The sequence below is a fragment of the Rhizobium grahamii genome (genome assembly GCF_009498215.1).
In the GTDB taxonomy this organism is placed as follows: Bacteria; Pseudomonadota; Alphaproteobacteria; order Rhizobiales; family Rhizobiaceae; genus Rhizobium; species Rhizobium grahamii_A.
In genome coordinates, this window is record NZ_CP043498.1 from 2,906,605 (window position 1) to 2,930,711 (window position 24,107).

24 protein-coding genes and 1 pseudogene are annotated in these 24,107 nt (G+C 60.7%); 8 read left to right on the forward strand and 17 right to left on the reverse strand.

The window, feature by feature from the left end:
• Nucleotides 1-142: 142 nt before the first annotated feature.
• A complete protein-coding gene (locus FZ934_RS14025; RefSeq protein WP_065694676.1) occupies nt 143-316 on the forward strand; it encodes a DUF1328 domain-containing protein in 174 nt (57 codons plus the stop codon).
• Here the strand turns inward: FZ934_RS14025 and FZ934_RS14030 are convergent.
• The 3 genes from FZ934_RS14030 to FZ934_RS14040 form a co-directional block, all read right to left on the reverse strand.
• Nucleotides 313-1,527, reverse strand: coding sequence for an adenylate/guanylate cyclase domain-containing protein (locus tag FZ934_RS14030; RefSeq protein WP_153271571.1), 1,215 nt, complete (start codon nt 1,525-1,527; stop codon nt 313-315). The two genes, FZ934_RS14025 and FZ934_RS14030, sit on opposite strands and share 4 nt — an antisense overlap.
• Before the next feature lie 71 nt (nt 1,528-1,598).
• Nucleotides 1,599-2,288, reverse strand: coding sequence for a DUF1345 domain-containing protein (locus FZ934_RS14035; RefSeq protein ID WP_153271572.1), 690 nt, complete (start codon nt 2,286-2,288; stop codon nt 1,599-1,601).
• A gap of 66 nt (nt 2,289-2,354) precedes the next feature.
• Entirely contained in the window at nt 2,355-3,086 is a 732-nt protein-coding gene (locus FZ934_RS14040) for an SDR family oxidoreductase (protein ID WP_153271573.1), read from the reverse strand.
• Nucleotides 3,087-3,288: 202 nt separating this feature from the next.
• Between FZ934_RS14040 and FZ934_RS14045 the strand changes: the two genes are divergently transcribed.
• A complete protein-coding gene (locus tag FZ934_RS14045; RefSeq protein ID WP_153271574.1) occupies nt 3,289-4,125 on the forward strand; it encodes an amidohydrolase family protein in 837 nt (278 codons plus the stop codon).
• Nucleotides 4,126-4,182: 57 nt separating this feature from the next.
• On the opposite strand, the gene tal is transcribed toward FZ934_RS14045, so the two are convergent.
• Nucleotides 4,183-5,148 (reverse strand): transaldolase, encoded by a 966-nt coding sequence (gene tal / locus FZ934_RS14050; RefSeq protein ID WP_153271575.1) that lies wholly within the window; start codon nt 5,146-5,148, stop codon nt 4,183-4,185.
• A gap of 408 nt (nt 5,149-5,556) precedes the next feature.
• Here tal and FZ934_RS14055 point away from each other — a divergent pair, with 408 nt between their 5' ends.
• A complete protein-coding gene (locus FZ934_RS14055; RefSeq protein WP_153271576.1) occupies nt 5,557-6,540 on the forward strand; it encodes a sugar-binding transcriptional regulator in 984 nt (327 codons plus the stop codon).
• An 11-nt stretch (nt 6,541-6,551) separates the two neighbouring features.
• On the opposite strand, the gene FZ934_RS14060 is transcribed toward FZ934_RS14055, so the two are convergent.
• From FZ934_RS14060 to FZ934_RS14075, 4 genes are all read right to left on the reverse strand, one after another.
• Nucleotides 6,552-6,989 (reverse strand): GFA family protein, encoded by a 438-nt coding sequence (locus FZ934_RS14060; RefSeq protein ID WP_153271577.1) that lies wholly within the window; start codon nt 6,987-6,989, stop codon nt 6,552-6,554.
• A 13-nt stretch (nt 6,990-7,002) separates the two neighbouring features.
• On the reverse strand, nt 7,003-7,482 hold the full coding sequence (locus FZ934_RS14065) for a hypothetical protein (RefSeq protein ID WP_153271578.1): 480 nt from the start codon (nt 7,480-7,482) through the stop codon (nt 7,003-7,005).
• 120 nt (nt 7,483-7,602) lie between these two features.
• Entirely contained in the window at nt 7,603-8,475 is an 873-nt protein-coding gene (locus tag FZ934_RS14070) for a methylated-DNA--[protein]-cysteine S-methyltransferase (RefSeq protein WP_153271579.1), read from the reverse strand.
• Nucleotides 8,476-8,544: 69 nt separating this feature from the next.
• Nucleotides 8,545-9,039 carry a DUF2244 domain-containing protein gene (locus FZ934_RS14075; RefSeq protein WP_153271580.1) on the reverse strand — a complete coding sequence of 165 codons (495 nt, stop codon included), beginning with the start codon at nt 9,037-9,039 and terminating at the stop codon, nt 8,545-8,547.
• A 22-nt stretch (nt 9,040-9,061) separates the two neighbouring features.
• Between FZ934_RS14075 and nth the strand changes: the two genes are divergently transcribed.
• Nucleotides 9,062-9,844 carry an endonuclease III gene (nth, locus tag FZ934_RS14080; protein ID WP_153271581.1) on the forward strand — a complete coding sequence of 261 codons (783 nt, stop codon included), beginning with the start codon at nt 9,062-9,064 and terminating at the stop codon, nt 9,842-9,844.
• A 5-nt stretch (nt 9,845-9,849) separates the two neighbouring features.
• Here nth and FZ934_RS14085 read toward each other — a convergent pair whose 3' ends face one another.
• A complete protein-coding gene (locus FZ934_RS14085) occupies nt 9,850-10,563 on the reverse strand; it encodes a sulfate transporter family protein (RefSeq protein WP_153271582.1) in 714 nt (237 codons plus the stop codon).
• Nucleotides 10,564-10,787: 224 nt separating this feature from the next.
• Between FZ934_RS14085 and FZ934_RS14090 the strand changes: the two genes are divergently transcribed.
• Nucleotides 10,788-11,642, forward strand: coding sequence for a MurR/RpiR family transcriptional regulator (locus tag FZ934_RS14090; protein ID WP_153271583.1), 855 nt, complete (start codon nt 10,788-10,790; stop codon nt 11,640-11,642).
• A 10-nt stretch (nt 11,643-11,652) separates the two neighbouring features.
• Here the strand turns inward: FZ934_RS14090 and FZ934_RS14095 are convergent, their stop codons facing one another.
• The 8 genes and pseudogenes from FZ934_RS14095 to FZ934_RS14130 form a co-directional block, all read right to left on the reverse strand.
• A complete protein-coding gene (locus FZ934_RS14095; protein WP_153271584.1) occupies nt 11,653-13,236 on the reverse strand; it encodes an FGGY-family carbohydrate kinase in 1,584 nt (527 codons plus the stop codon).
• Nucleotides 13,236-13,925, reverse strand: a complete 690-nt coding sequence (locus FZ934_RS14100) for an HAD family hydrolase (RefSeq protein WP_153271585.1) — start codon at nt 13,923-13,925, stop codon at nt 13,236-13,238. The genes FZ934_RS14095 and FZ934_RS14100 overlap by 1 nt, the downstream gene beginning before the upstream one ends.
• 83 nt (nt 13,926-14,008) lie before the next feature.
• Nucleotides 14,009-15,490 carry a mannitol dehydrogenase family protein gene (locus FZ934_RS14105; protein ID WP_153271586.1) on the reverse strand — a complete coding sequence of 494 codons (1,482 nt, stop codon included), beginning with the start codon at nt 15,488-15,490 and terminating at the stop codon, nt 14,009-14,011.
• Between the two features lie 107 nt (nt 15,491-15,597).
• Nucleotides 15,598-16,596, reverse strand: a complete 999-nt coding sequence (locus tag FZ934_RS14110; RefSeq protein WP_153271587.1) for an ABC transporter ATP-binding protein — start codon at nt 16,594-16,596, stop codon at nt 15,598-15,600.
• Between the two features lie 18 nt (nt 16,597-16,614).
• Nucleotides 16,615-17,444, reverse strand: a pseudogene (locus FZ934_RS14115) (carbohydrate ABC transporter permease).
• Nucleotide 17,445: 1 nt separating this feature from the next.
• Entirely contained in the window at nt 17,446-18,318 is an 873-nt protein-coding gene (locus FZ934_RS14120; protein ID WP_153271588.1) for a carbohydrate ABC transporter permease, read from the reverse strand.
• Nucleotides 18,319-18,452: 134 nt separating this feature from the next.
• Nucleotides 18,453-19,763 carry an ABC transporter substrate-binding protein gene (locus tag FZ934_RS14125; protein ID WP_153271589.1) on the reverse strand — a complete coding sequence of 437 codons (1,311 nt, stop codon included), beginning with the start codon at nt 19,761-19,763 and terminating at the stop codon, nt 18,453-18,455.
• Nucleotides 19,764-19,908: 145 nt separating this feature from the next.
• Entirely contained in the window at nt 19,909-20,862 is a 954-nt protein-coding gene (locus FZ934_RS14130; RefSeq protein WP_153271590.1) for a sugar-binding transcriptional regulator, read from the reverse strand.
• Between the two features lie 217 nt (nt 20,863-21,079).
• On the opposite strand from FZ934_RS14130, the gene FZ934_RS14135 reads away from it, so the two are divergent.
• From FZ934_RS14135 to FZ934_RS14145, 3 genes are all read left to right on the forward strand, one after another.
• Nucleotides 21,080-21,733 (forward strand): response regulator, encoded by a 654-nt coding sequence (locus FZ934_RS14135; RefSeq protein ID WP_113365069.1) that lies wholly within the window; start codon nt 21,080-21,082, stop codon nt 21,731-21,733.
• Between the two features lie 2 nt (nt 21,734-21,735).
• Nucleotides 21,736-23,070, forward strand: coding sequence for a sensor histidine kinase (locus FZ934_RS14140; RefSeq protein WP_153272460.1), 1,335 nt, complete (start codon nt 21,736-21,738; stop codon nt 23,068-23,070).
• 73 nt (nt 23,071-23,143) lie between these two features.
• Nucleotides 23,144-24,055 carry an ROK family protein gene (locus FZ934_RS14145; RefSeq protein ID WP_153271591.1) on the forward strand — a complete coding sequence of 304 codons (912 nt, stop codon included), beginning with the start codon at nt 23,144-23,146 and terminating at the stop codon, nt 24,053-24,055.
• Nucleotides 24,056-24,107 lie beyond the last annotated feature (52 nt).

Sequence of the window (24,107 nt, forward strand, 5' to 3'; positions counted from 1 at the left end):
GAACCGACGGCACCCACCAGAAAGGGCGCCGTCGGTTTACCGCTTCGGCCCGCAATCCGGCCTGTGCTGATTGCGGCAACCGCCATGGAACAAATTTCCTCGCACCGCGTCATCTAGGCGATGAACACAGAGGAAAAAATTCATGCTTAAATGGGCTCTCATATTTTTCGTTATTTCGCTGCTCGCCGGCTTCTTCGGCTTCTCCGGGGTTTCGGCGGCAACCGCGACGATTGCCCGCGTTCTCTTCGGCATTGCGCTGGTGATCTTCCTGATCTTCCTGATCCTGGCGCTCATGGCTGGACAGGCGATCCTCTAGCCTGTTTTCGTCCGTTGCGCGGCAAATAGAGGCACCGAGTCCTTGAAGCCTTTCAGCGACACGGCGCCCAGCCCCTGAAACGCAAGACCACGTTCTGCCGCTTCTGCGGCAGTTCGCGTATTGGGGCAGACGAGTGTCTGCGATGGCCCGGCAACCGCTGAAACACGAGCCGCGAGATTGACCGTTCTTCCGAAAATATCGCCATCGCGCGGTACCACCTGCCCTGTTGCCACACCAACCCGCACGGGAGGAAGATCGTGCTCCCGGCTTTGCTCGACCAGGCAAAGTGCCGCCTCGACCGCCGAAGCGGCGTCCGGGAACAGCATCATCACGCCATCTCCCAAAGGCTTGACGATGCGTCCCTCGCAGGTGCCCGCAAGCCGCTGCGCGATCGCCTCGAAACGAGCGGCCTTCTCCGCAGCCGGCGCGTCTCCGATCTCATGCGTCAGGCCGGTGAACCCCGAAAGATCGGCAAAGGCCACCGCCGGAAGGCTCTCCTCGTCGCCCGGCTCCATGCCATGTTCGCGCAAGGCTTCCTGGAGCCTGCCGACGATGTTGTCGAAGACAGTTTCTTCGAGCATCCTTCGTTGCAGCAGGAACAGCACCCGAAATCCGATTCGCTGCAATGCCAGACGCCGACCCGCCGAGATCTCCAGAAGCTGATGATAACTGATGCCGGCATTCAGCATCGGTTCCTCGACTTCTGCGCGGAAGAGGTCACGCATGGTATCGACGCAACGCCGCACCGAATGGCCGAAGACGCGCAATACCCGTTCCATGCCGGCGGCCGATGCGCCGAGCTGCATGCATTCGGCGATAAGCCGTACGAACTCGACATCGTCCTCGCGAAGCGGATGTTCGGGTGACAACAAGGGCAGGCTTGCGCTTGCCCTCAGGCTGTTCACCGTATCGAGGTCGAGATTTCCAGCCGCGACTTCGTCGTCGACCGATGTGCTTGTCATGGTCACCGGCTCGAACATCAGTTGGCTGGCGAATTCGAACGAGAAGATCTGCCGTTTCAGCCCCTCAGCCAGAACATCGAGACTGATGCCGGCATCCTGCAGCGCAAGCATCAGACGAAGCCGGCTGACATCGCTGAGAGAATAACCCAGCGCGCCGGGGTCGATGATCTGCCTTTGCTCAAGAGCAGCAAGCCGCACGTCATCGCAGCCGGCAAGCATCAATAATCTGTCACGCGTCAGCGCTTCCATCGCGGCAACCTCTGGATAAGGAGATTGCCTTTTACATCAAAGCCGTGTGTCTCTCCACGCAGCCAATCGGGTTAGAGAAGGCTTGCTCCGACATTGATGGCGAGCGCCAGGATCGTGGTGTTGAACAGGAACGACAGGACGGAATGCAGCAGCGTCAGCTTGCGCATCGCGGTCGTGCTGGTCGCGACATCGGCGGTCTGCGAGGCTACCCCGATGGTGAAGGAATAGTAGAGGAAATCCCAGTAGACCGGCTCCTCCACGCCTTCGGGAAACTTCAGCCCATCCCCCTTTAGGCCATCGCCGTCGTCATCGACGCCGTAGAATCGATGCGCGTAATGCACGGTAAACAGCGTGTGCAGGAACACCCAGGAGATCAGGATGGTGACGACGGCGACCAAGGCTCGCGTCAGCGCCACGCTAGGCTCCGCTTCCTTCACCTGATGCAGTTCGAGCCCGATGCCGGCGATACTTGCCAGCGCCGCGGCGATCGACAGGAACATCAGCAGTGAATCGGAAAAGTCGAGATCGGCCGCCCGCTTGCGGATCGTCGCGACGCTCGCCCGCAGCATGCGCCGCCACGTGGCGGCGATAAAAATGACGGCCGAGACGTTCCACCCGGCCAGTACATTGCGGGCATTGACCTCGCGCGTCGTGAGAAGCAGGAACACCAGGAAGCCGATGAGCACAGCGATGAGAAAGATCGCGTGCTTGCGCAGAAGCTGCATGACGCGGCCCGTCTCGCCGCCGGTATGATCAGCCATGTCCTGCTCCACCAATGCCAGATTGCCTTTGATATCAGCTTGATGGCAGCCCGAGCAATATGGACCTCAGCCCGTCCAGCCACCATCGACGACATGGATCTGCCCGGTGGTGAACCCGGCCTCGTCGCCGGCGAGGTAGGTTACGAGAGCAGCGATTTCTTCAGGCGTCGCAATCCGCCCCATCGGCTGGCGGCCGATGAAATCTTTCAAGGCCTTCTCGTAGTCGCCGGTGGCGCGCAGGCGATCATGCAGTGAGGGGCTGTCCACGGTGCCAGGGCAGATCGCATTGGCGCGAATGCCCTTGGCGACGAAATCCGACGCGATCGACTTGGTGAGCCCGATGACGGCGGCCTTCGAGGCGCTGTAAGCGAAGCGATTGGGAACACCCTTAACGCTTGATGCGACGGACGCCATGTTGACGATCGACCCCTTGCCCTTCTCCAGCATGCCGGGAAGGAATGTGCGGCAGGTCGTGTACATCGCCTTGGCGTTCAGGTTGAAGGAGAAATCCCAATCCTTCTCGTCGCATTCCAGGATCGTGCCCGCATGGACGAAGCCTGCGCAATTGAAGAGAACGTCGATCGGCCCGATCTCGGCTGCAAAGGCGCGGACTGCATTCCCGTCGAGCACATCGAGGATGTGCTTTTCGGCTCCTTCGAGCGTGGAAAGCGTCTTCTCGTTGATGTCGGTCGCGTAGACATGCGCGCCGAGCGAAAGGAAGCGCTCTGCGCTTGCGCGCCCGATACCCTGACCCGCCGCCGTGATGACGACCTTCTTGCCTTCCAGACCGTGACTCATACGTCCTCCCGAATAATCCAGCGCTTGCGACGCATTCATTCATATGCAAACAATATATTCACATTGGCGTCAACCGGAGTGGAGTGCGGTTTCGTCGCCAAAGGAAACCTAATCGATTTCATCTCGCCCGGCATGGCAAATCTGGTCACGCAATGGACCAAGACGCTTCCCTGCGGCAAGATCACTCAGTGGGAGGAACCGCATGCTTTTCGACACTCACCTGCACATCGTTGATCGGCAGGCGCTCGACTACCCCTGGCTGTCGGGCGCGGGCGATCTCAATCGCGACAACCTTTACGAAGACTACGCACGCGATGCGCTCCGCTGCGGGATCTCGAATGTGCTTCACATGGAAGTCGACGTCGCAGCTGACCGCATTGACGACGAGACGAACTACCTCAGAGAAATCAGTCGCCGCCCGGGAAGCCTGGTGCGCGGGGTGATTGCAGCCTGCCGCCCCGAGGAAGAGAGCTTCGCATCCTATCTCGAGCAGTCGCTGGCCGATCCTTTCGTCAAGGGCTTCCGTCGCGTTCTGCATGTGGCACCCGACGACACCGCCGCGCAACCGATCTTCCGTGAAAACATCCGGCGGCTGTCCGGCACACGCCTGACCTTCGATCTCTGCACCTTCCCGCATCAGTTCGAGACCGTCCTGACGCTCGTCGATCACTGCCCCGATGTTCGTTTCATCCTCGACCATTGCGCCAATCCGCCGATCAAGAGCGGCATGAACGACATCTGGCGCAAGGGAATCACTGAGTTCGCCCGCCGTCCGAACGTCACCGCAAAGATCTCGGGCGTCATTGCCTATGGCGATCTCGAAAGCTGGTCGGTCGAGAGCTTGCGCCCCTACGTCGAGCACACGATCGGCAGCTTCGGCTGGGATCGCGTCGTCTGGGGCAGCGACTGGCCGGTCTGCACGCTGGGCGGTGGATTGACGCCCTGGGTTGCCGTCACGCACGCATTGACGTCTGGCTGCAGCGCCGAGGAGCGCGACAAGCTCTACCAGGCCAACGCCAAGCGCATCTGGTCGATCTGAAACGAAAAAGGGCGGCGCCGATGGCACCGCCCTTCTCTATTGGAAAGCTCGCAGGCCTTAAGCGGCAGCGAGCTGCAGTTCCTTCTGGACCATGGCGCGAAGCGTGCCGAGATCCTTTGCGAAGGCGCGGATACCTTCGGCGAGCTTTTCCGTCGCCATCGCGTCTTCGTTCATCATCCAGCGGAACGTCTTTTCGTCGACGCTGATCTTCGGGGCTGGCTTCGACACGTCCGGCGAAAGCTTGCGCTCAAGCTTGCCCTGGTCGTTGGAGAGTTCATCGAGCAGGTTCGGCGCGATCGTCAGGCGGTCGCAACCGGCCAGGGCTTCGATTTCGCCGGCGCTGCGGAACGACGCGCCCATGACGATCGTCTTGATGTCGTTGGCCTTGTAGTAGTTGTAGATGTCGCGGACGGAGATGACGCCCGGATCTTCCTCAGGCGTGAATTCCTTGCCCGTCGACTTCTTGTACCAGTCGAGGATACGGCCGACGAACGGCGAGATCAGGAACACCTTGGCGTCGGCGCATGCAACGGCCTGGGCCTTCGAGAACAGAAGCGTCAGGTTGCAGTCGATGCCTTCCTTCTGCAGGACTTCGGCAGCGCGGATGCCTTCCCATGTCGACGCGAGCTTGATGAGGATGCGATCCTTCTCGATGCCGCGTTCCTTGTAGCCGGCGATGATGCTGTGGGCCTTTTCGATCGAAGCCTTTGTGTCGAAGGACAGATCGGCATCGACTTCGGTCGATACACGGCCTGGCACCAGCTTGGACAGTGCGGCGCCAACGGAAATCGCCAGACGATCGGCAACGGCAGCCGAAACGGCGTCCGGGTTTCCGCCCTGCTTCTTGCCCCAGGCAACGGCTTCCTTGATCGCGTCAGCGAACATCGGCGTACCGAGTGCCTTGAGCACGATGCTCGGGTTCGTGGTGCAATCGACCGGCTTCAGACGGGCAACGGCTTCGATGTCACCGGTATCGGCAACGACGGTGGTAATTTCGCGGAGTTGGTCAAGCTTGGATGTCATGGCTACTGGTCCTTTTGACTTGAGCTGCGAACCGGTGCGAATATCGCCCGGCAAATCTGTCTACGAACAAGCTGTACTGCTCATCGGATCGCGTCCGCCGTTTCCGAGCAGGCCGCTGATGTAAGGGACGGTCGTATCGCCGTTACAGAAAGACGTCATGGTTCGGACGCGCAGCTCATCAGGCCGCAGCGCAAATGCCGACGATGACTTCCCGCTTGCCCGCACATTGCCTCCTCGGACGCACAAGGCGACTACTTCACGGCGACTATCGCTATTCCGACCCAGATATGTCAAGGACATTTGTGCATTTCAATTGACATAAGTGTCACACCCGTCATTATCGGGCGGAATAACGAACCTGTCCTGGCTTGATGGTAGATCTAGGGCGCCAATCGCTCCGGAGGAGATGTGGCCAAGCTCAAACGCGGAACGCACACGGCTTATTCTGAAGCATCGTCGCTGAGATTGCGTGCGGCTTGGCTCTATTACAATCAGGGGCTGACGCAAAAGGACGTTGCCGAGCAGCTCGGCATCAGCCGTACGACCGTGATCCGCCTGCTGGACGAGGCGATGAAGCGCAGCGAAGTGCAGATCTGGATCAACGACTCGATCGGCGACTGCGTCGAGCTGTCTGTGAAGCTGGAGCGCGCCTATGGCCTCGACGAAGCGATCGTCGTGCCGGGCCCGCCACAGCCGGATGCCAACTCGCTGGCAAAGAGCGTCGGCCTTGCGCTGGGACAGTTTCTCTCCGAAGCCATTCCCGACAACTATACCATCGGCGTTGGCTGGGGCCGCACGATGACGGCCTCGCTCTCAAGCTTCCGGCCGCCGCGCCGCGACAATTGCAAGGTCGTCTCCCTGCTCGGCGGCGTCGTCGCCGTCCACCAGACGAACCCGATCGATTACACCTGGCGGCTGGCGAGCCAGCTCGGCGCCGAGTGCTACATGTTCCTGGCGCCGCTGCTTGTCGATTCGACGGAGACGAAGCGGAACCTCATCGAGAAGTGCGGCCTGGACACGATCTACAGGCTGGCTGAAACGCTGGACCTCGCGATCGTCAGCTGCGGCGATATCGGCCCGCACTCGACCTCCCTGTCGGAGGGATGGATCTCGAAGGCGGAGCTGCAGCAACTGATCGACGCCGGCTGCGTTTGCGATACAATGTTCAACTTCCTCGACAAGGACGGCAACACGATCGATCACTCGATCAACAGCCGCGTGATGTCGGTGGATCTCGATACCCTGAAGAAGGCCAGGCATATCGTCTTGTCATCGGGCGGCGCGCATCGGGCCGTGGCAATCCGGGCGACCATCAAGCGCATCGGCTGCAATACGCTGATTACCGATGAAAGTGCCGCCAAGGCCCTGCTCGAACTGGCAGACGCGGCCTGAAAGGTTAGCTTTCAGAACCAGACGTCGCCGACCGTCCGCCCGTCCCTCGGCAGATTCTCGAAACTGTGCAGGCCATCGAAGCACTGTAGCGGGATATCAGCCACATCGTCAGGCTCGGCGAGGCGAAGATTGACCGCGATCCGCGTCCTGCCGTCCTCGCCGGTCGTCAGGCTCCGCCAGCTGACGACATTTCCGCAGTGACTGCAGAAATTGAAGGACAAGCACCGCGACCCGCGAATATACGGACGAAGTGCATGGGTTTGGTCGTCCACTTCAATTTCGTGGCCGTCGTACCCATAAGCCCAGAGCACGCCGTAACGCCTGCAGGCCGTGCAATTGCAGATCGTCGCGTCAGGAATATGCCCCCGGAAGGTCCAGCGAACGGCTCCGCAAAGGCAGCTGCCCCGGGTAACGCCGTCACCGCGTTGTTCCGCTTCATCCGCCGTCATCCCGCGCCCCCTGTCATCGCAGGCGACACAGGCGCGACAGCTGCGACTGCGCCCAGTTGCGTCCGAAATCCTGCGTGTCCGGTAATCCTGACAAAAGGCTGCCGATCTCGCCATCGATTTCTATGTGAGTGTCGGTAATTCTGCAGGCGGCCGGATCGAGGGAGACAGTTGCGACAACCTTGCCCTCCACGGGCGCCATCTGAAACAGCGCGTCATCCCCGGTCTCGCAGGTCAGCAGCGCCGTCGCCTTAACGGAAGCAAGCCCGTCACCCGACGAACAAACATCCGCCGACAGGACCCTGAAGCTGCTGGTTCGATTGGGACCGACGGGAAGCTGCTCACAGAGCTGCGCGGTCGAAATCGCGTGTGAAATGTTGGGCCATTCCGGGTTATCGGTCACAGACCTGCAGCCCGCCCATGCCGGCGCGCTCCCCGCCAGGCACAGGACAATGGCGACGCCAACGATCCCGGACGGCTTCTCTCCTGCCTTCATGATTCCGCCTCCTCGCGAATCCCAGCGGCAGAATCAAACCCGCAATTCCCGGGTTTTTGATGGCAGAGAGACGATCAAGTATGGCGGACGCGGCGGCTACGAGCGCCGCCTCAATACCGATCAAGCGTGCGCCGCTTCCCAGCCCAGCATCGCCCGCTTGCGGGTCAGCCCCCAATGATAGCCGGTCAGAGCGCCGCTCTTGCCGAGCGCCCGATGGCAGGGAACCACGAACGAAATCGGGTTGGCACCGACGGCAGCTCCCACGGCGCGCATCGCTGTCGGCCGCCCGATGTCGTTGGCGATATCGCTGTAGGTCACGGCCTTGCCGAAGGGGATCTTCAGCAGGCTTTCCCAAACCTGCACCTGGAAATCGGTGCCGATCAGCACGACACGCAGCGGCTGCTCGCATGCCCAGCGTCCGGGCTGGAATATGCGCTCCGCATAGGGCGCGGTCGCTTCGCTGTCTTCCACATAGGCCGCATTGGGCCAGCGGCATGTCATATCCTCGAGGCAGGCCACCTCGTCACCGATATCGCTGAAAGCGAGGCCCGCAAGGCCGCGGTCCGTTGCCATCACCAGCGCAATTCCGAAAGGTGACGGATGGAAACCGTAGCGGATCGTCAACCCGCCGCCTCTCGCCTTCCATTCTCCGGGCGACATCGCCTCGTGGGTGACGAAAAGATCGTGCAGGCGGCTGGGGCCGGACAGCCCGACCTCGATCGACGTCTCCAGCAGCGGCATCGCCTCCTGGCGCAGCAGCCGCTTCGCATGGTCGAGCGTGACCGCCTGCAGGAACGCCTTGGGGGACAGACCCGCCCAGCGCGTGAACGTCTTCTGCAGCTGCGTCGGCGATTGGCTTAGCCGTGCCGCGATGGTTTCGAGAGACGGCTGATCGCGATACTCCTCGGTGATGAGTTCGATCACCTGGCGCACGGTTTCGTAATCAGAGCCTTCGGGCGTGATGTCGTTGTTGAGCTTGGCTACCATGTTCATGATCTTTCTCCTTGAACCAAGGAGATAGTCAAGGGAGCGATCGCAAACCACCCGTTTCTTGCGGGCTGGTCAGATCCGTTGCTTGACGGTGGCTAGTGCACGCTTGAAGGCCTTTGCAAAGCTCTCGCGGTCATCGGGATTAAGGAATGAGCCGATGTCAGTGCCCTTTCCCTCACCTGATATGTACATGGAAAGAATGCCTATTTCCTGGTGTCGGCGAACGAAGAAGCGAGTCCAGAACGGATTGAAGTGGTGCTCGACCATCTTGCCCGACGGCGCGAACTTGCGGACCGAGATATCGGTGCGCGATACCGTCACTTCCTCCCGCGCGCGGCCGGAGCGGTAGTTCAGCCAGAAGGCACCGTAGAGCAGCAGGAAATCCAGCCCGAAAAAGAAGCCGATCGGCCAAGCTCCCGTCGCTACGAAGAACATGCCGTACATTCCGCAGACGGCACCGGTCAGAAGCAGCAACACCTTGAACCCCTTGCGACCGAGCGATCGGTAGGGAAAAAGCTCGGCGGCAAAAACAGGTTCGTTGGCGCTATCGGCGTTGCTTTCCATCATGGCTGCCAAGTATAGATTTTACATGCCGACTCCGAAACTCAAATCATCAGCCACATCGTCGCAGAACTCAAAAGTGATCGTCCGCCGCAAGAAGCCGGTGACGGTTCGCTCGGCCTATTCGGAAGCCGAGCGGGAGGAGATATTCCGCCGCTTCTCGATCCAGCGGCCGGAGCCGAAAGGCGAACTGGAGCACAGCAACCCATTCACCCTTGTCGTCGCCGTCGCTCTCTCGGCCCAGGCGACGGACGCGGGTGTCAACAAGGCGACGCGGGCGCTCTTCAAGGCCGCCGACACGCCCGAGAAGATGCTGGCGCTCGGAGAAGAGCGGGTCCGCGACTACATCAAGACGATCGGGCTCTATCGAAACAAGGCGAAGAACGTCATCGCGCTCTCGCAGATGCTGGTCGACACGTTCGGCGGCGTTGTGCCGCAGACGCGCGACGAACTGGTGATGCTCCCGGGTGTCGGCCGCAAGACCGCCAACGTCGTGCTGTCAATGGCCTTCGGCCAGGCCACCATGGCGGTAGATACGCACATTTTCCGCATCGCCAACCGCATCAAGCTGGCGCCGGGAAAAACGCCCGACGAAGTCGAGGAGCGGCTGATGAAGGTGGTGCCGAAACACTACCTCTACCACGCGCATCACTGGCTGATCCTGCACGGCCGCTATACCTGCAAGGCGCGCAAGCCAGAATGCGAGCGCTGCGTCATTGCCGATATCTGCAAATCGCCTGAGAAGACCTGGGATGTGCCCGCCCCATTGGTCGAGCTACCGCCGCAGGTGATCGGCGAGGCCGTCGAGTAAGACGCTCACATCCGAACGCCGAGTTCCTTGCGCGACAAAAGCTTGTTGAGATGCACCATCATGCCCGCGGCAAAGAGCGGCGTCAGAAGGTTGACAATCGGGACGGCCAGAAATCCGGCGATGACGAGGCCGGCGAGAAAAACCGTGCCTGCGTGTCGCGCCCGGAACTGCCGCGCTTCCTCCGGCGAGCGAAATCGCATCGCCGCGAACTCGAAGAACTCGCGCCCCAGAAGGTAGCCGTTCACGAGAAAGAACGCGACGATGTTGATGCCCGGTATGAACAGCAGAAACAGCGCGACGACATTGCCGAGGATGACGACGCCGAGGAACTTGATCGAACTGGAGATCGAGGCCGCCAGCGGCATGGCCTTGCCCGCAGCGTCGGACGGGTAGTCACGCTTCTCGACGACCTCGGCAACGTCATCGAGAAAGAGGCCGGCGATCAAGGCCGTCACCGGCGACAACAGCAGGGCCAATCCGAGCGCAAGCCCGATCCCCGCCAGGATGAGGAAAACAAAGCTCAGCCAGCCGGCCCAATCAGGCATGGCCGGCAAGAAGGTGGCGACCCAGGGAAAGATGAGGGAGATGAAGGCACTGCGAAGCGCCAGCCACAAAGCGACGAGCACAAGAACGGTCAGGCCGAGCACCTTCCAGAAAACCGCTCTCGTCTCCACCGCGAAAAGATTAGCGGCAGCAAGGCGAGCGGCTTGAAAGATCATTTTGACGTCTCCGGTTGTAGCCAGGATGTAAGAAGTGAATCTTTGAACGGCAAGGCTGAAAATATTTCGGTTGTTCTTCGAAATCTTGTCGGAAAAGGCATATTAATATATATTTATCTAACATCACAATTTGCTGGAGATGTGCAGCTTCTAGGCGCTTTTGCAAACCGACGGTTTACTTCGAGTGCCCAAGAAACACTTCCGGAAAGATCAGGAAATCTGCCGTGGAAGATTTTGTTCACAAGCTCCGGCACTACGCCAAATCCGGCACCCCCGCCGAACGACGGATCGCGAAGTATTTCGCCGAACACCTCAATGACCTGCCGTTCGAGACCGCCGCTTCGGTGGCCGATCGGCTGGATCTGAGCCCGATGACCGTCGGCCGTTTTCTGCGGGCGCTTGGGTATCAGGGGTTGGATAGCGTCAAGGTCCAGATCCGCGAGACGTCGAGCATCTCGGCAACGCAATTGCAGGCGTCGATGACGGAACTGCAGACCGATGCGTCCGATGGAAAGACGCTGGCGATGCTGGTGTCCGAACAGATCCAGGCGCTTCATCACATCTACCACCTGACAGGCCAGCCACAATGGAACGACGCGATCGCCGCGATCAACGTCGCCCGCGAGGTCTTCGTGGCATCGCATGCGGGTCTGTCAGGCTTTGCGGCTCATTTCTGTCAGCGCCTCACGCAGGCGCGTGACGGCGTCTGCGCTCTGGATGGGACCGGCAGCCGCTTTGCCGAACTTTTCGCACGCCTGAACGGCAACGACGCATTGCTCGTTATCATCGACAGCCAGCGCTTCGGCAAGGCACGGCTGCTGGCCCGCACTGCCCGACGCTACGGCTACAAGGTGCTGGTGATCACCGCCCAAAGCACCAACTGGATGCCCGACCAGACCAACCTGATCCTGCCATTGCCGGCGTGTCGCCCGGATGAAGGCGATTGCCTTCCACCGTTGATGGCCCTTCTCGATTGTCTCTCGGAGGCTGTCGTGACCGCGGCGGGGCAGGAAGCAACGGCGCGGAAACGCCGGATGGCCGAATTCGCCGCCATGCTGGGCGAAAGCGCGCATCGCTGATCCCCAGCGACTACTCCATCGCCTCCAGCTCGGCCCGGTGCCGATACATCGCCATCAGTCGCCGATAATCCCGGTCATAGACCGCCCGCTTGCTTTCATCCGGAAGCCGCACATCGCCTCCGGGATACATCGCCTCGCCTGCCGTAGGCAGATCGGCATGGACGCCGCAGGCGACGGACGCGGCCATCGCCGTTCCAAGCAGCACTGCCTCATTCATCTTCGGCACCACGACTTTGCAGCCGGTCGCATCCGAGTAGAGCTCCATCAGCACCGGGTTCTTCACATGTCCGCCCGCGACATGCAGCGTGTCGGGCACATAGCCATATTCCTTCATCCGCTCCAGAATGTGGCGGATCCCGAGCGCGATCCCCACCGCTGCGCGCCAGTAGAGCGCGCAGAGCCCGTCGAAGGATGTATCGAGCGTCAGCCCGCTGATGGCACCGACGGCATGCGGATCGGCAAGCGGCGAGCGGTTGCCGTGGAAGTCGGGCAGGACGAAGATGCGAGCGCCGAATTCAGCCCCCTCTTCGGAGCGAAGCTGGGCGATGCGCAATGCGATCCTCTGATGCAAGGCAGCGGTCGGCTCGCCACCCGCCGCGTGCATCCGCACGATATGATCGAGCAGGGCCCCGGTTGCCGATTGTCCTGCCTCGACCAGCCAGGATTCAGGGAAGACAGCCTCGTAATATGGCCCCCACATTCCATGGCTCGGCTTGCGCTCGCGCGAAAACGACACGATGCAGCTGGATGTGCCGGCAATCAGCGCCAACTGGCGCTCAAGCCCGCTGGTATCGCGCGCCTCGCCGCCAAGCGTGCCGAGCGCACCGGCATAGGCATCAATCATCCCCGCCGACACATGACATGCGGTCGTCAAGCCGAGCGCGGATGCGGCCTCCCGAGTCAGCGTCCCGACGCTTTTGCCGACAGGAACCGTTTCGTCAGGTAGCCGACCGCGCTCTCGAAGATCGTCAAGTCCGATCTGCTCGAGAAAATCCGCCTGCCAGCCCTTGTCGAGATGCGCGAGATAATTCCACTTTGCCGTTAGCGTACAGCGCGACCTTGCCAGCGCACCCGTGGCCTTCCACGTCATGAAGTCGGCAAGGTCAAAGAGATAGCCGGTGTTCATCCACGTGCCCGGCAGCTTCCGCTTCAGCCACATCAGCTTCGGCATTTCCATTTCGGGCGACATGAAATGCCCGGAATGCTCCATGACGGGATGTTTCGTGGCCGTGCAGAAATCGGCTTCCTTCAGCGCCCGGTGGTCGAGCCAGACGATGGTATCGAAACGTCGCTCGCCGCCGGTGGAGACACTGATCTGGCCGCCGTCGACGTCGCGCACGACGAGCGAGCAGGTGGCGTCGAAACCGATCGCTCCGACCGATTCCGGTGCCGCGCCGGATTGTTCCATGGCCTTGCGCACGGAGATACAGACGGCAGACCAGATATCTTCGGAATCATGCTCGGCGTGGTTCTCACGCGGCCGGTTCATGAGGATCGGGTGTTCGGCCTTGCCCAGAAGCTGGCCACGGATATCGAAGACGCCAGCGCGCGCGCTGCCGGTGCCGATATCGACCGCGACCACATGCTGAGGCATTAAAGGTGCATCCCGTCCCGTTTATGTTTTCGGACAAGGTGTATCAAATCCGGCATCGCGTCAAACACCGCTTCGGGCGAAAGCCGGTCAAGTTCAGCGCGATAGCCCGCGAAATTGGCGTGCGAGCCACCGGTGAAGGCAAACACCGTCATGCCCGCGGCCTTCGCAGCTTCGATGCCCGCGGGGCTATCCTCGATCACGATGCAATCGGCCGGGTCGACATGCATCTCACGCGCCGCATGCAGGAAAAGGTCCGGCGCCGGCTTGCCGTTTTTCACCATCGTCGCGCTGAAGATGTCGGGCAGCCGATCGATCAGGCCGGTCACCGTCAGCGACAGGCGAATGCGCTCCACCTGGCTCGAGGACGCGACGCAACAGGGAATGCCGAGACTATCGATGGTAGCGGCAACTCCATCGATAGGCTTCAGCTCCTTGCGAAAACGCGCATAGAGATTGGTGCGCAACTGCTCGAGGAATTCCTGTCCGGGGTGAACGTTGTACTCGTTCTTCATCGCGTCGATGACAGTCGCCAGACTGCGCCCGAGGAAGCGGCCATAGACCTCATCCTCGGTAATCGGCACCCCCAGATCGTTCATCGCCTTGACGAGAACGGTGACCGAGATCGGCTCGCTATCGACGAGCACGCCGTCGCAGTCGAAAATGACCAGCCGTGTTTCAGCTTCAGCCATGACAGATCCAATCACAGTTGGTGCAGAGATCCCATCCGCCCGACTGGGCGGAGGGTGGCGGCAACGGTGCCGCCACCTAATCCTTACACGGCAAGCTTGTTGTCGAGATAGAGCTGCAGGGTTTCGCGCGTGCCCTTTTCCCACAGGGTTTTCAGCGCGTGAGCAAAGCGCTTGCGGAATACCTCGGATTTCGACACCTCCCCGAAAATGTCGTCGAAGGCGAGGAAGGCCATCGGATCGTCCTTGGCTTTCAATGCCGCGGCATGCAGCCGGTCGGCGCTGGCGTCGTTGAAGACGATATCCTTGCCGCTATCGGTCTTGCCCGCGAAATAGCGGCACCACAAAGCCGACACCAGCGCCAGACCAACGACATCCCGGCCCTGGTTAAGATTGTCGAGCGTCGACGGCAGGATGAACTTCGGCTGCCGGTTCGATCCGTCCTGGGCCAGACGCGGGATGGTGTCGGCAATCTTCGGGTTGAGCAGCCGATGCTCGATCAGCGCGAAATAATCCGTCAGCGATGTATCCGGCACCGGTGGAACGATCGGGATGATCTCTTCCTTTTCCAGCTTTGCGAGGAAGGCGCGGATCAGCGGGTCTTCCATCGAGTCATGCACGAAATGGATGTCCATCAGCGCCGCCGGATAGGCGATCGCCGCGTGCCCGCCGTTCAGGATGCGGATCTTCATGTGCTCGTAGGGCGTCACATCCGGCACGAAGGTCACACCGACCTTCTCCAGCGCAGGCCGCCCGGCGGTAAACTTGTCTTCCAGCACCCACTGCTTGAACTCTTCGCAATAGACAGGCCAGTTGTCCTCTATGCCGAAAGCGTCCTTCAGGAGATCAATCTCGCGCTGCCCCGTGGCGGGAGTGATGCGGTCCACCATCGCGTTCGGGAAGGCGACGTTCGCCTTGATCCAGTCGGCAAAGGCCGGATCGGACAGGCGTGCGGTACCGACGACGGCATTCGACGTGACGACGCCGTTGTGCGGAATGTTATCGCAGGACATGACCGTGAACGGCACGATGCCCTTCTCCTTGCGCGCCTTCAGGCCGGCAACGATCAGGCCGAAGACCGTCTTCGGTTCGGACGGGTTCTGTCCATCAGCTGCTATCGCCGGATGCGCCGGATTGAACTTGCCGGATGCGTCGATGAAATAGCCGCCTTCGGTGATCGTCATCGAAACGATACGGATCGTGGGATCGGCGAGCTTGGCGATGATCGTCTTGGCGTCGCCAACCGGCAGGATGTCGATCATCGGCGCCGTGACGCGCGCTGATGTCTTGTTGTTGTCCTGTTCCACGACGGTCGTCAGGAAATCTTGGGCAGCGAGCTTGTCGCGCATCGCCGCGTCGGAGGGCAGAATACCCGCGCCGATGATCGCCCAGTCATGATCCTTGCCCAGGTTGAACAGGTCGTCGAGATAGATCGCCTGATGGGCGCGATGGAAATTACCCACGCCGAAGTGCACGATGCCCGCCTTCAGCGACGCCCGCTCATAGGCCGGTACGGCGGCTGTCTTTGCCGCGTCGGAAAGCGTTGCCAGCGATAGTTTGCACGTCATGTTTCAGTCCTCTTGAAGGTCTTCGGGGTCGACTGCGATCCCGATCTCCGCACGCCGGACACCTTGCCCGGCATGCTCTCTCGTCCCCAACCCGGCAACAAAGCTGTTCAGATGGCGAGGCCGCCCTCGTTGAATTTGTGAATCCGCGTCTTGTCTGGCATCAGATAGACGGCGTCGCCTGCCTTGGCGGGGAAGTCGCCGCCGCCACGAGCGGTCACGTGACCGATACCCTCGACATCGACATGGAGGAACGTGTCGGCGCCGAGATGTTCGGCGACCGTGATCTTGCCCTTCCAATCACCGCTTTCCGTCGAAAGCAGCATGTGTTCGGGCCTGACGCCGATCGTGTGCGCGCCGAATTGCGCAGCATATTGGCCGCTGACGAAATTCATCTTCGGCGAACCGATGAAACCGGCGACGAACAGGTTGCGTGGCTTGTGATAGAGCTCGAGCGGGGAGCCGACCTGCTCGATATTGCCACGGTTCAGCACGACGATCTTGTCAGCCATGGTCATGGCTTCCACCTGGTCGTGGGTGACGTAGATCATTGTCGTCTTCAGCTGCTGGTGCAGCTCGCTGATCTCCAGGCGCATGTTGACGCGCAGTGCCGCATCGAGGTTCGACAACGGCTCGTCGAACAGGAAGGCCGAAGGCTGGCGAACGATCGCGCGGCCGATCGCCACACGCTGGCGCTGGCCGCCAGAAAGCTGACGCGGCTTGCGCTCGAGGTAATCGGTCAAGTTCAGAACCCGGGCAGCGTCGGCGACCTTCTTGTCGATCTCGGCCTTGTCCATGTTCGCCATCTTCAGGGGAAAGGCGATATTGTTGCGCACGCTCATATGGGGGTAGAGCGCGTAGGACTGGAAAACCATCGCAAGCCCACGTTCCGATGGTGCTCTCTCGGTCGCATCCTTGCCGTCAATGACGATCTTGCCAGCCGATACGTCCTCGAGGCCGGCGATCAGCCTGAGAAGTGTGGACTTGCCGCAGCCCGAGGGGCCGACGAAGACGACGAATTCGCCGTCCTTGATGTCGAGGTCGATCGACGGGATGACCTTGGCTTCACCGAAGACCTTCGAGACTTTCTGAAGGGTAATGCTGCCCATGTTTCTCTCCCTGGTATCTTATTTCACCGCGCCGAAGGTCAGGCCGCGGACGAGTTGTTTTTGGCTGAACCAGCCGAGGATCAGGATCGGCGCGATCGCCATGGTGGAGGCTGCCGAAAGCTTGGCGTAGAACAGGCCTTCGGGGCTGGAATAGGAGGCGATGAACGCTGTCAGCGGCGCCGCTTTCGAGGCACTGAGATTCAACGTCCAGAACGCTTCGTTCCAGGCGAGGATGATATTGAGGAGCAGCGTCGAGGCAATGCCCGGCACCGCCATCGGCGTCAGCACGTAGATGATTTCCTTGGCGAGCGATGCGCCGTCCATGCGGGCGGCTTCGAGGATCTCGCCGGGATTTCCTTGAAGTAGGTGTAGAGCATCCAGACGATGATCGGCAGGTTGATCAAGGTCAGGATGATCACCAAGCCGAGGCGGCTGTCGAGCAGGCCCGTGTTGCGGAACATCAGGTAGATCGGGATCAGCGCGCCGACCGGCGGCATCATCTTCGTCGACAGCATCCACATCAGCACGTCCTTCGTCCGCTTGGTCGGCGAAAACGCCATCGCCCAAGCGGCGGGGATCGCGATGATCAGGCCGATCAGCGTCGAGCCGAAGGAAATGATCACCGAGTTCATGAAGTGGCCGAGATAGTTCGAGCGGCTCTGCACTTCCGCGTAGCTCTCCGTCGTCCAGTGGAAGAACAGGAACTGCGGCGGCGAAGCGATGGCGTCCGCTTCCGTCTTGAAGCTCGTCAGGAACGTCCAGAGGATCGGGAAGAAGATCAGGATCCCGAGCGTCCAGGCGATCGCGGTCATGACGACCTTGCGCTGGGTTGTGACTTTTCTAGCCATCTCAAGCCTCCAGATTCTTGCCGACGAGGCGCACGAGGAAGATCGCAACGATATTGGCGAGGATGACCGCCACGATACCGCCAGCCGAAGCGCCGCCGATATCGAACTGCAGGAGTGCCTGCACATAGACGAGATAGGTGAGGTTCGTACTCTGCGTGCCCGGCCCGCCATTGGTGGTGACCAGGATTTCGGCGAAGACCGAAAGCAGGAAAATCGTCTGGATCAGGATGACGACCGTGATGGCGCGGGCCATGTGCGGCAGGATGATATAGATGAACTTCGAAACGACGCCGGCGCCATCCATTTCGGCGGCTTCCTGCTGCTCTTCGTCCAGCGACTGTAGGGCGGTCAGCATGATGAGCGTCGCAAACGGCAGCCACTGCCAGGCAACGATCAGGATGATCGAGAAGAGCGGCGCATTGGCAAGCCAGTCATAGGGCTGCAATCCGAACGCCTTGGCGAGATGCGCGAAGAGCCCGTTGACCGGGTTCATGAACATGTTCTTCCACACCAGAGCGGCAACCGTCGGCATGACGAAGAAGGGCGCGATGACAAGGATGCGAACGATGCCCTGCCCGTAGATATCCTGGTTCAGGAGCAGCGCAAAGGCGATACCGCCGACGACGGTGATCAGCAGCACGCCGAGCACCAGCAGCAGCGTATTGATCAGCGCTGAGAAAAAGGCCGGATCGGTCAGGAAGTATTTGTAGTTCAGGAAACCGACGAAGGTTTCCATCCCCGGGCTGAGCAGATTGTAGTTCAGCGTCGAGAAGTAGATCGTCATCACGAGCGGGACGATCATCCACAGGAAGAGCAGGATCACGGATGGCGCAATCATCATTCGTGCTGCGGAGCGGGTGTGTAACGTTGCCATGGCGACGACCGATCATGTCAGGAGGGGGCGAACGGCTGCAGGACAGCTAAGTAAAAAGGGCCGCCGACGCAATTTCGGGCACCGGCGGCCTAGACGGGCGGGGAGGTCAAATCCCCCGCCTCTCAGGAGGTTATTTATTTGATGTAACCAGCCTTCGTCATTTCGCGTGTCGTCAGCTGCTGTGCGCTCTGCAGGGCCTGGTCGACCGAAACCTGGCCGGCAAGAGCTGCGGAGAACTGCTGGCCGACGGCCGTGCCGATACCCTGGAATTCAGGAATAGCGACGAACTGGACACCAACATAAGGAACCGGCTTGACGGTCGGCTTGGTCGGGTCGGCGGAGTTGATGCTGTCGAGCGTCATCTTCGCAAACGGTGCTGCCTTCTGGTAATCGGCGTTCGCATAGAGCGAAGAGCGCGTGCCGGGAGGTGCGTTCAGCCAGCCTTCCTTCTCGGCGACGAGGTTGGTGTAATCCTTGCTCGTTGCCCAGGCGACGAACTTCTCAGCCGCTTCGACCTTCTGCGAGCCTGCCGGGATGGCGAGGTTCCAGGCCCAGAGCCAGTTGCCGCGCTTGCCGAGACCCTTGTCCGGAGCCAGAGCGAAGCCGACCTTGTCGGCGACGGTCGATTCCTTCGGGTTGCTGACGAAGGACGCAGCAACGGTCGCGTCGATCCACATGCCGCACTTGCCGGTCTGGAAGAGCGCCAGGTTTTCGTTGAAGCCGTTGGACGAAGCACCGGGAGGGCCGGCTTCCTTCATCAGGTTGACGTAGAAGTTCAGTGTATCCTTCCACTCCGGCTGATCGAACTGCGGCTTCCACTGTTCATCGAACCAGCGAGCGCCGAAGGAGTTCGACATGGCCGTCAGGAAGGCCATGTTTTCGCCCCAGCCGGCCTTGCCGCGCAGGCAGATGCCGTAGATTTCCTTGTCCTTATTGGTGATCTTCTTCGCGGCATCCGCGATGAAGTCCCAGGTCGGCGCGTCAGGCATCTTCAGGCCGGCGGCGTCGAAGAGGTCCTTGCGGTACATGACCATCGAGCTCTCGCCATAGAACGGTGCTGCATAGAGCTTGCCGTCTGTGGTCAGACCGCTGCGGATAGCCGGCAGCAGATCGTCCGCATCATAGTCCTTGCCGAGATTGTCGAGCGGCAGCAGCCAGCCCTGCTTTGCCCAGATCGGAACTTCGTAGGTACCGATCGTCAGAACGTCGTACTGACCGCCCTTGGTCGCGATGTCGGTCGTAACCTTTTGACGCAGGACGTTTTCTTCGAGGGTTACCCACTCGAGATTAATACCGGGGTTCTTTTTCTTGAAGTCGTCCGTCAGCTTCTGCATCCGGATCATGTCGCCGTTGTTGACGGTCGCGATCGTCAGCGTTTCGGCCGAAGCCATGCCGGCAAACGCCAGTGCCGAGCAGGCGCCCAGCAGGAGAGTTCTCAATGTCATATCTTCCTCCCAGAAGATGAGTGCGAGCATTCGCTTTGCTCATGGGCAATTACTCATCTATAGGCGAGAAATGTCAATCACCATTCGTTGCTGCAACAGCGAATGGGTGCCTTATCTAACTGATTTCAAATATAAATATTTTTGCTCACGAATTGAGCAAATATTCGGCCGTAGCCTCATCGGTGATCAAGGCATTGATTTGATGGCCGGTCACGGCAGCCCTGATCGCCTTGAACTTGCGCTTGCCCTTGCCGATCCCGATCACGGTCGACGAATCACGGGACGGGATGGAAGCGGAGGCAACCCGCTCGTTGATCGGATTGTCGAGAAGCTTGCCGTCAGCGTCGAAGACCCAGCCGCAGATCTCACCGACAGCGCCGTTGCGCATCAGTTCCATCATCTCGTCCTTCTCGAGAAAACCGTCGACGCAAAGCGGTCCGTCGATGCCGAGCTCGCCGATGCCGACGAACGTTACATCCGCCTGCGCGCTCATCTCAAGCGTCGAACGAACGAGCTGCTGTCCATGCAGGGTTTCCCGCTCTTCGGCAGACGTCACGAGAACCGGAAGCGGCATTGGAAAATGCCGCGCCTTGACCGCATCGGCCATGCTGAAGATGACGTTGTAGTACGCGGCCGAGCCGTCAGGCGCGATGTTGCCTGTCAGCGATACGATGCGATGATTGGGACATTCGATGGTCGGCAGCTGATCGACAGCGGCCTTCAAAGTTCTCCCCGTCCCGACGGCAAGTACGATCGGATCCGTCCGCTTCAACCAGCGCTCGATTTCGGCCGCTGCCGCCTCGGCGATCCCAACGGTTGACGAGCCCGAACCGGGATCGCTCGGCACGATCTCGACATGCCTCAGGTTGAACTTCTTGCGCACGGCATTGGCAAGTTCGAGACAGGCGGCGATCGGATGGTCGAGCCGCACCTTGATCAAGCGTTCAGCGACCGCAAGCGACACCAGACGCTGCGCGGATTGGCGCGAAATCCCCATCGAAGCGGCGATCTCATCCTGTGTTCGGCCAGCGACATAATACAGCCAGCCGGCACGCGCCGCATCGTCAAGCCGCCCGGAAGTCTCGGATCTCTTCACCATAAACCTTACCACAGACCGCACCCGGCAAAGCGGGAGCCAATTTCATTGCAACAGATCAAAACAAAATTCGGGCAATTGTCGAGTGCGATGAGAAAATGTACCGAAGATATCAGACGATCATCTGGACGCATCCGCCATCTCCCGGCCATCTTTGCCGTTGAAGCCACGCTTGACCGATCGGCGTTCCCAACGCTAACTGTCCGCGAGAGGAAAAGCCGTGCGTATCCTACTGGTTGAAGATGACAAGATGATCGGGGAAGCGGTGCGTGATCATGTGATCGCGGCCAATCACGCTGTCGACTGGGTTGGCAATCTCGGCGACGCCGATACCGCCATCGGCCCCGTCGACTACGGGCTGGTGCTTCTGGACCTGCAGCTTCCGGATGGCAGCGGCGTCGATTTCCTCAAGCGCCTGCGCAGCCGTGGAATGAACATGCCGGTCATCATCCTGACCGCCCGGGATCAGATCTCAGACCGGATCGAAGGACTGAACGCCGGCGCCGACGACTATCTGGTGAAGCCGTTCAACCTGGAAGAGCTGGAAGCGCGGATACAGGCTGTCGCCCGCCGCTATGACGCCAATCCGCATCCGATCGTCCGCATCGCCGATATCGAAATAGACCGGCCACAGCATAAACTCTCGGTCGCCGGCGAAGCGATCATCCTGACGAGCCGTGAATGGGCCGTCCTCGATCTTCTGACGGCACGGCCCGGTTCGATCGTATCGAAGGATCGTATCGAAGAAGCGCTGTACGCCTTCGGCTCGGAAATCGAAAGCAACACCGTTGAAGTCTACGTCAGCCGATTGCGCAAGAAGATCGGCAAGGACCGCATCCGCACCGCCCGCGGCATCGGCTACACCCTCGGATGACCATGAAACGCGACCGCAGTATTGCACGCAGCCTGATCCTCACGCTGACTTCCATGATGGTCGTATTCTGGCTGCTGGCCATTGGCCTCAGCTTCCGCGTGATGCAGCACGAATTCGACGAGATCTTCGACAGCGCCCAGCAGGAAACGACCCAGCGGCTTCTGGCACTCATCGTCGACGACATCGATCAGCGCGATGCCCTCGAACCACATGGTATTGCAGCGCTGGAGACCGCCGCGGACCGGGAGTATCTGACTTTCCAGGTACGAGACCCGCAGGGAAAAGTGATTCTCCGCTCCAACGACGCGCCCGCCGAGCCTTTCCCCGCGCCGCTCGCGACGGGCTTCAAGGACAGCGAAACCGCGCGCATCTATACCGAGTCGACAGCTGACGGACGGCTGTTCCTGCAGGTGGCAGATCGCTTCAAGAACCGCCGCGAAGCCGTGCGCGAAAGCGCCGTTACCTTGCTGATCCCGCTGGCGGTGCTTGTACCATCAAGCATTCTGGTGATCTGGCTGATCGTCAATCGCAGCCTGAAACCGCTGGACACCCTGCGGGAGGATATCGGCACAAAGGATGGCGGCAACCTCGCGGAACTGGAAACCCGTGATCTGCCAAAGGAACTGCGGCCGATCGCGCGGTCCGTCAACCTGCTGCTTGCAAGGCTGCGCGCAGCCCTCGAAGCCGAACGGGAATTCACCGCCAACAGCGCTCACGAGCTCAGAACGCCGATTGCCGGCGCGTTGGCTCAGACGCAACGCCTTGCCGAAGAACTCCCTCCGGGTCCGGCATTGACCCGGGCACGGCAGGTGGAAACCTCCCTCGTCAATCTCGGACGACTGGCCGAAAAGCTGCTCCAACTTGCCCGCGCCGAAGCCGGTATCGGCGGTAGCGCAACGGCTGCGGACCTGCGCAACGTGCTGGACATGATCGTGACGGATTTCGAGCGCGATCGCCGTACGAACGGTCGCCTGCATTATTCGGTCGCCGACGGCGCCAGCCTCACCCGCAGTGCCGATATGGACGCCTTCGGCATCGTCATGCGCAACCTGATCGAGAATGCGCTTGTTCACGGCGATCCCGACCTTCCGATCCGCATCAGCCTGGAAAATGATGGCGTGATCCGAGTCATCAACGGCGGTCCGGTTGTGCGCGAGATGGATATCGCAACTCTCAAGAAACGCTTCCGCCGCGGCCAGACCAACGCGTCGGGATCGGGTCTAGGCCTTGCGATCGCCGACAGGATCATCTCCCAGATGAGCGGCACGCTGGAACTTATTTCGCCTGCATCAGGAGAGACATCCGGCTTCGAAGCACGGATCAAGTTGCCGGCCTGAGCTCGGTTTTGGCTTGCAAATCACCGGGAACGGTGCGAGCAGACGCAGAGCTTCTCGAACAAGAAGATTGCGAATGATCATTTCCTTCGACATTGGCGGCTCTGCCATCAAAGGCGGGATTGCCCGGTCCGAAAACGACATCACGCCGCTCGACCGCTATCCGACACCAACCGACGACTTTGCGGCGTTCGTCGGTGTCCTGCGCAAGATCATCGACGAAGCCGGCGAGAAGCCGAAGCGGCTGTCGTTCTCCATTGCCGGCGTCGTCGATCCGGACACGCAAAGGCTGACCTGCGCCAACATCCCCTGCATTCACGGACGGAATTTCGCCGCCGATATCGAAGCCGAACTCGGCATTCCCGTGCTTGTCGCCAACGACGCGGATTGCTTTGCTATGGCGGAAGCCGGCCTCGGCGCAGGACGCGGGCATCGCATCGTCCTCGGCGTCATCCTCGGCACCGGCGTTGGCGGCGGCGTGATCGCCAACGGCAGGCTGATCAATGAAGCGGGCGGCTTTGCCGGCGAATGGGGACACGGACCGATCGTCGCCCTGCGCGCTGGCCATCCACCGGTCGAAATCCCCCACTACGCCTGCGGTTGCGGCCAGAAAGGCTGTGTCGACAGTGTTGGAGGCGCCCGCGGCATGGAACGGCTGCACAAGACGCTGCACGACATCGATCTTTCCAGCCGCGAGATCATTGACGACTGGCTGCGTGGCGAAGAGAAGGCAACCCGGACGATCGACGTCTATATCGACCTCGTAGCCTCCCCTCTCGCGCTGACGATCAACATCACGGGCGCGACGATCGTGCCGGTTGCCGGCGGCCTCTCTAATGTCGAGCCGCTGCTCCTCGAACTGGACAAGGCTGTCCGGGAACGGATCCTGCGCAAGTTCGACCGCCGTGTCGTCGTCCGCAGCGAATGCCGGGTCGAGCCCGGCCTGATCGGGGCCGCCCTCCTCGGCCTGCGAGCGGACGCCGAATAATTCCTTAGAGCCTTTCCGGGTTATCCATCAAATGAAAACGGCGCGGGATGAC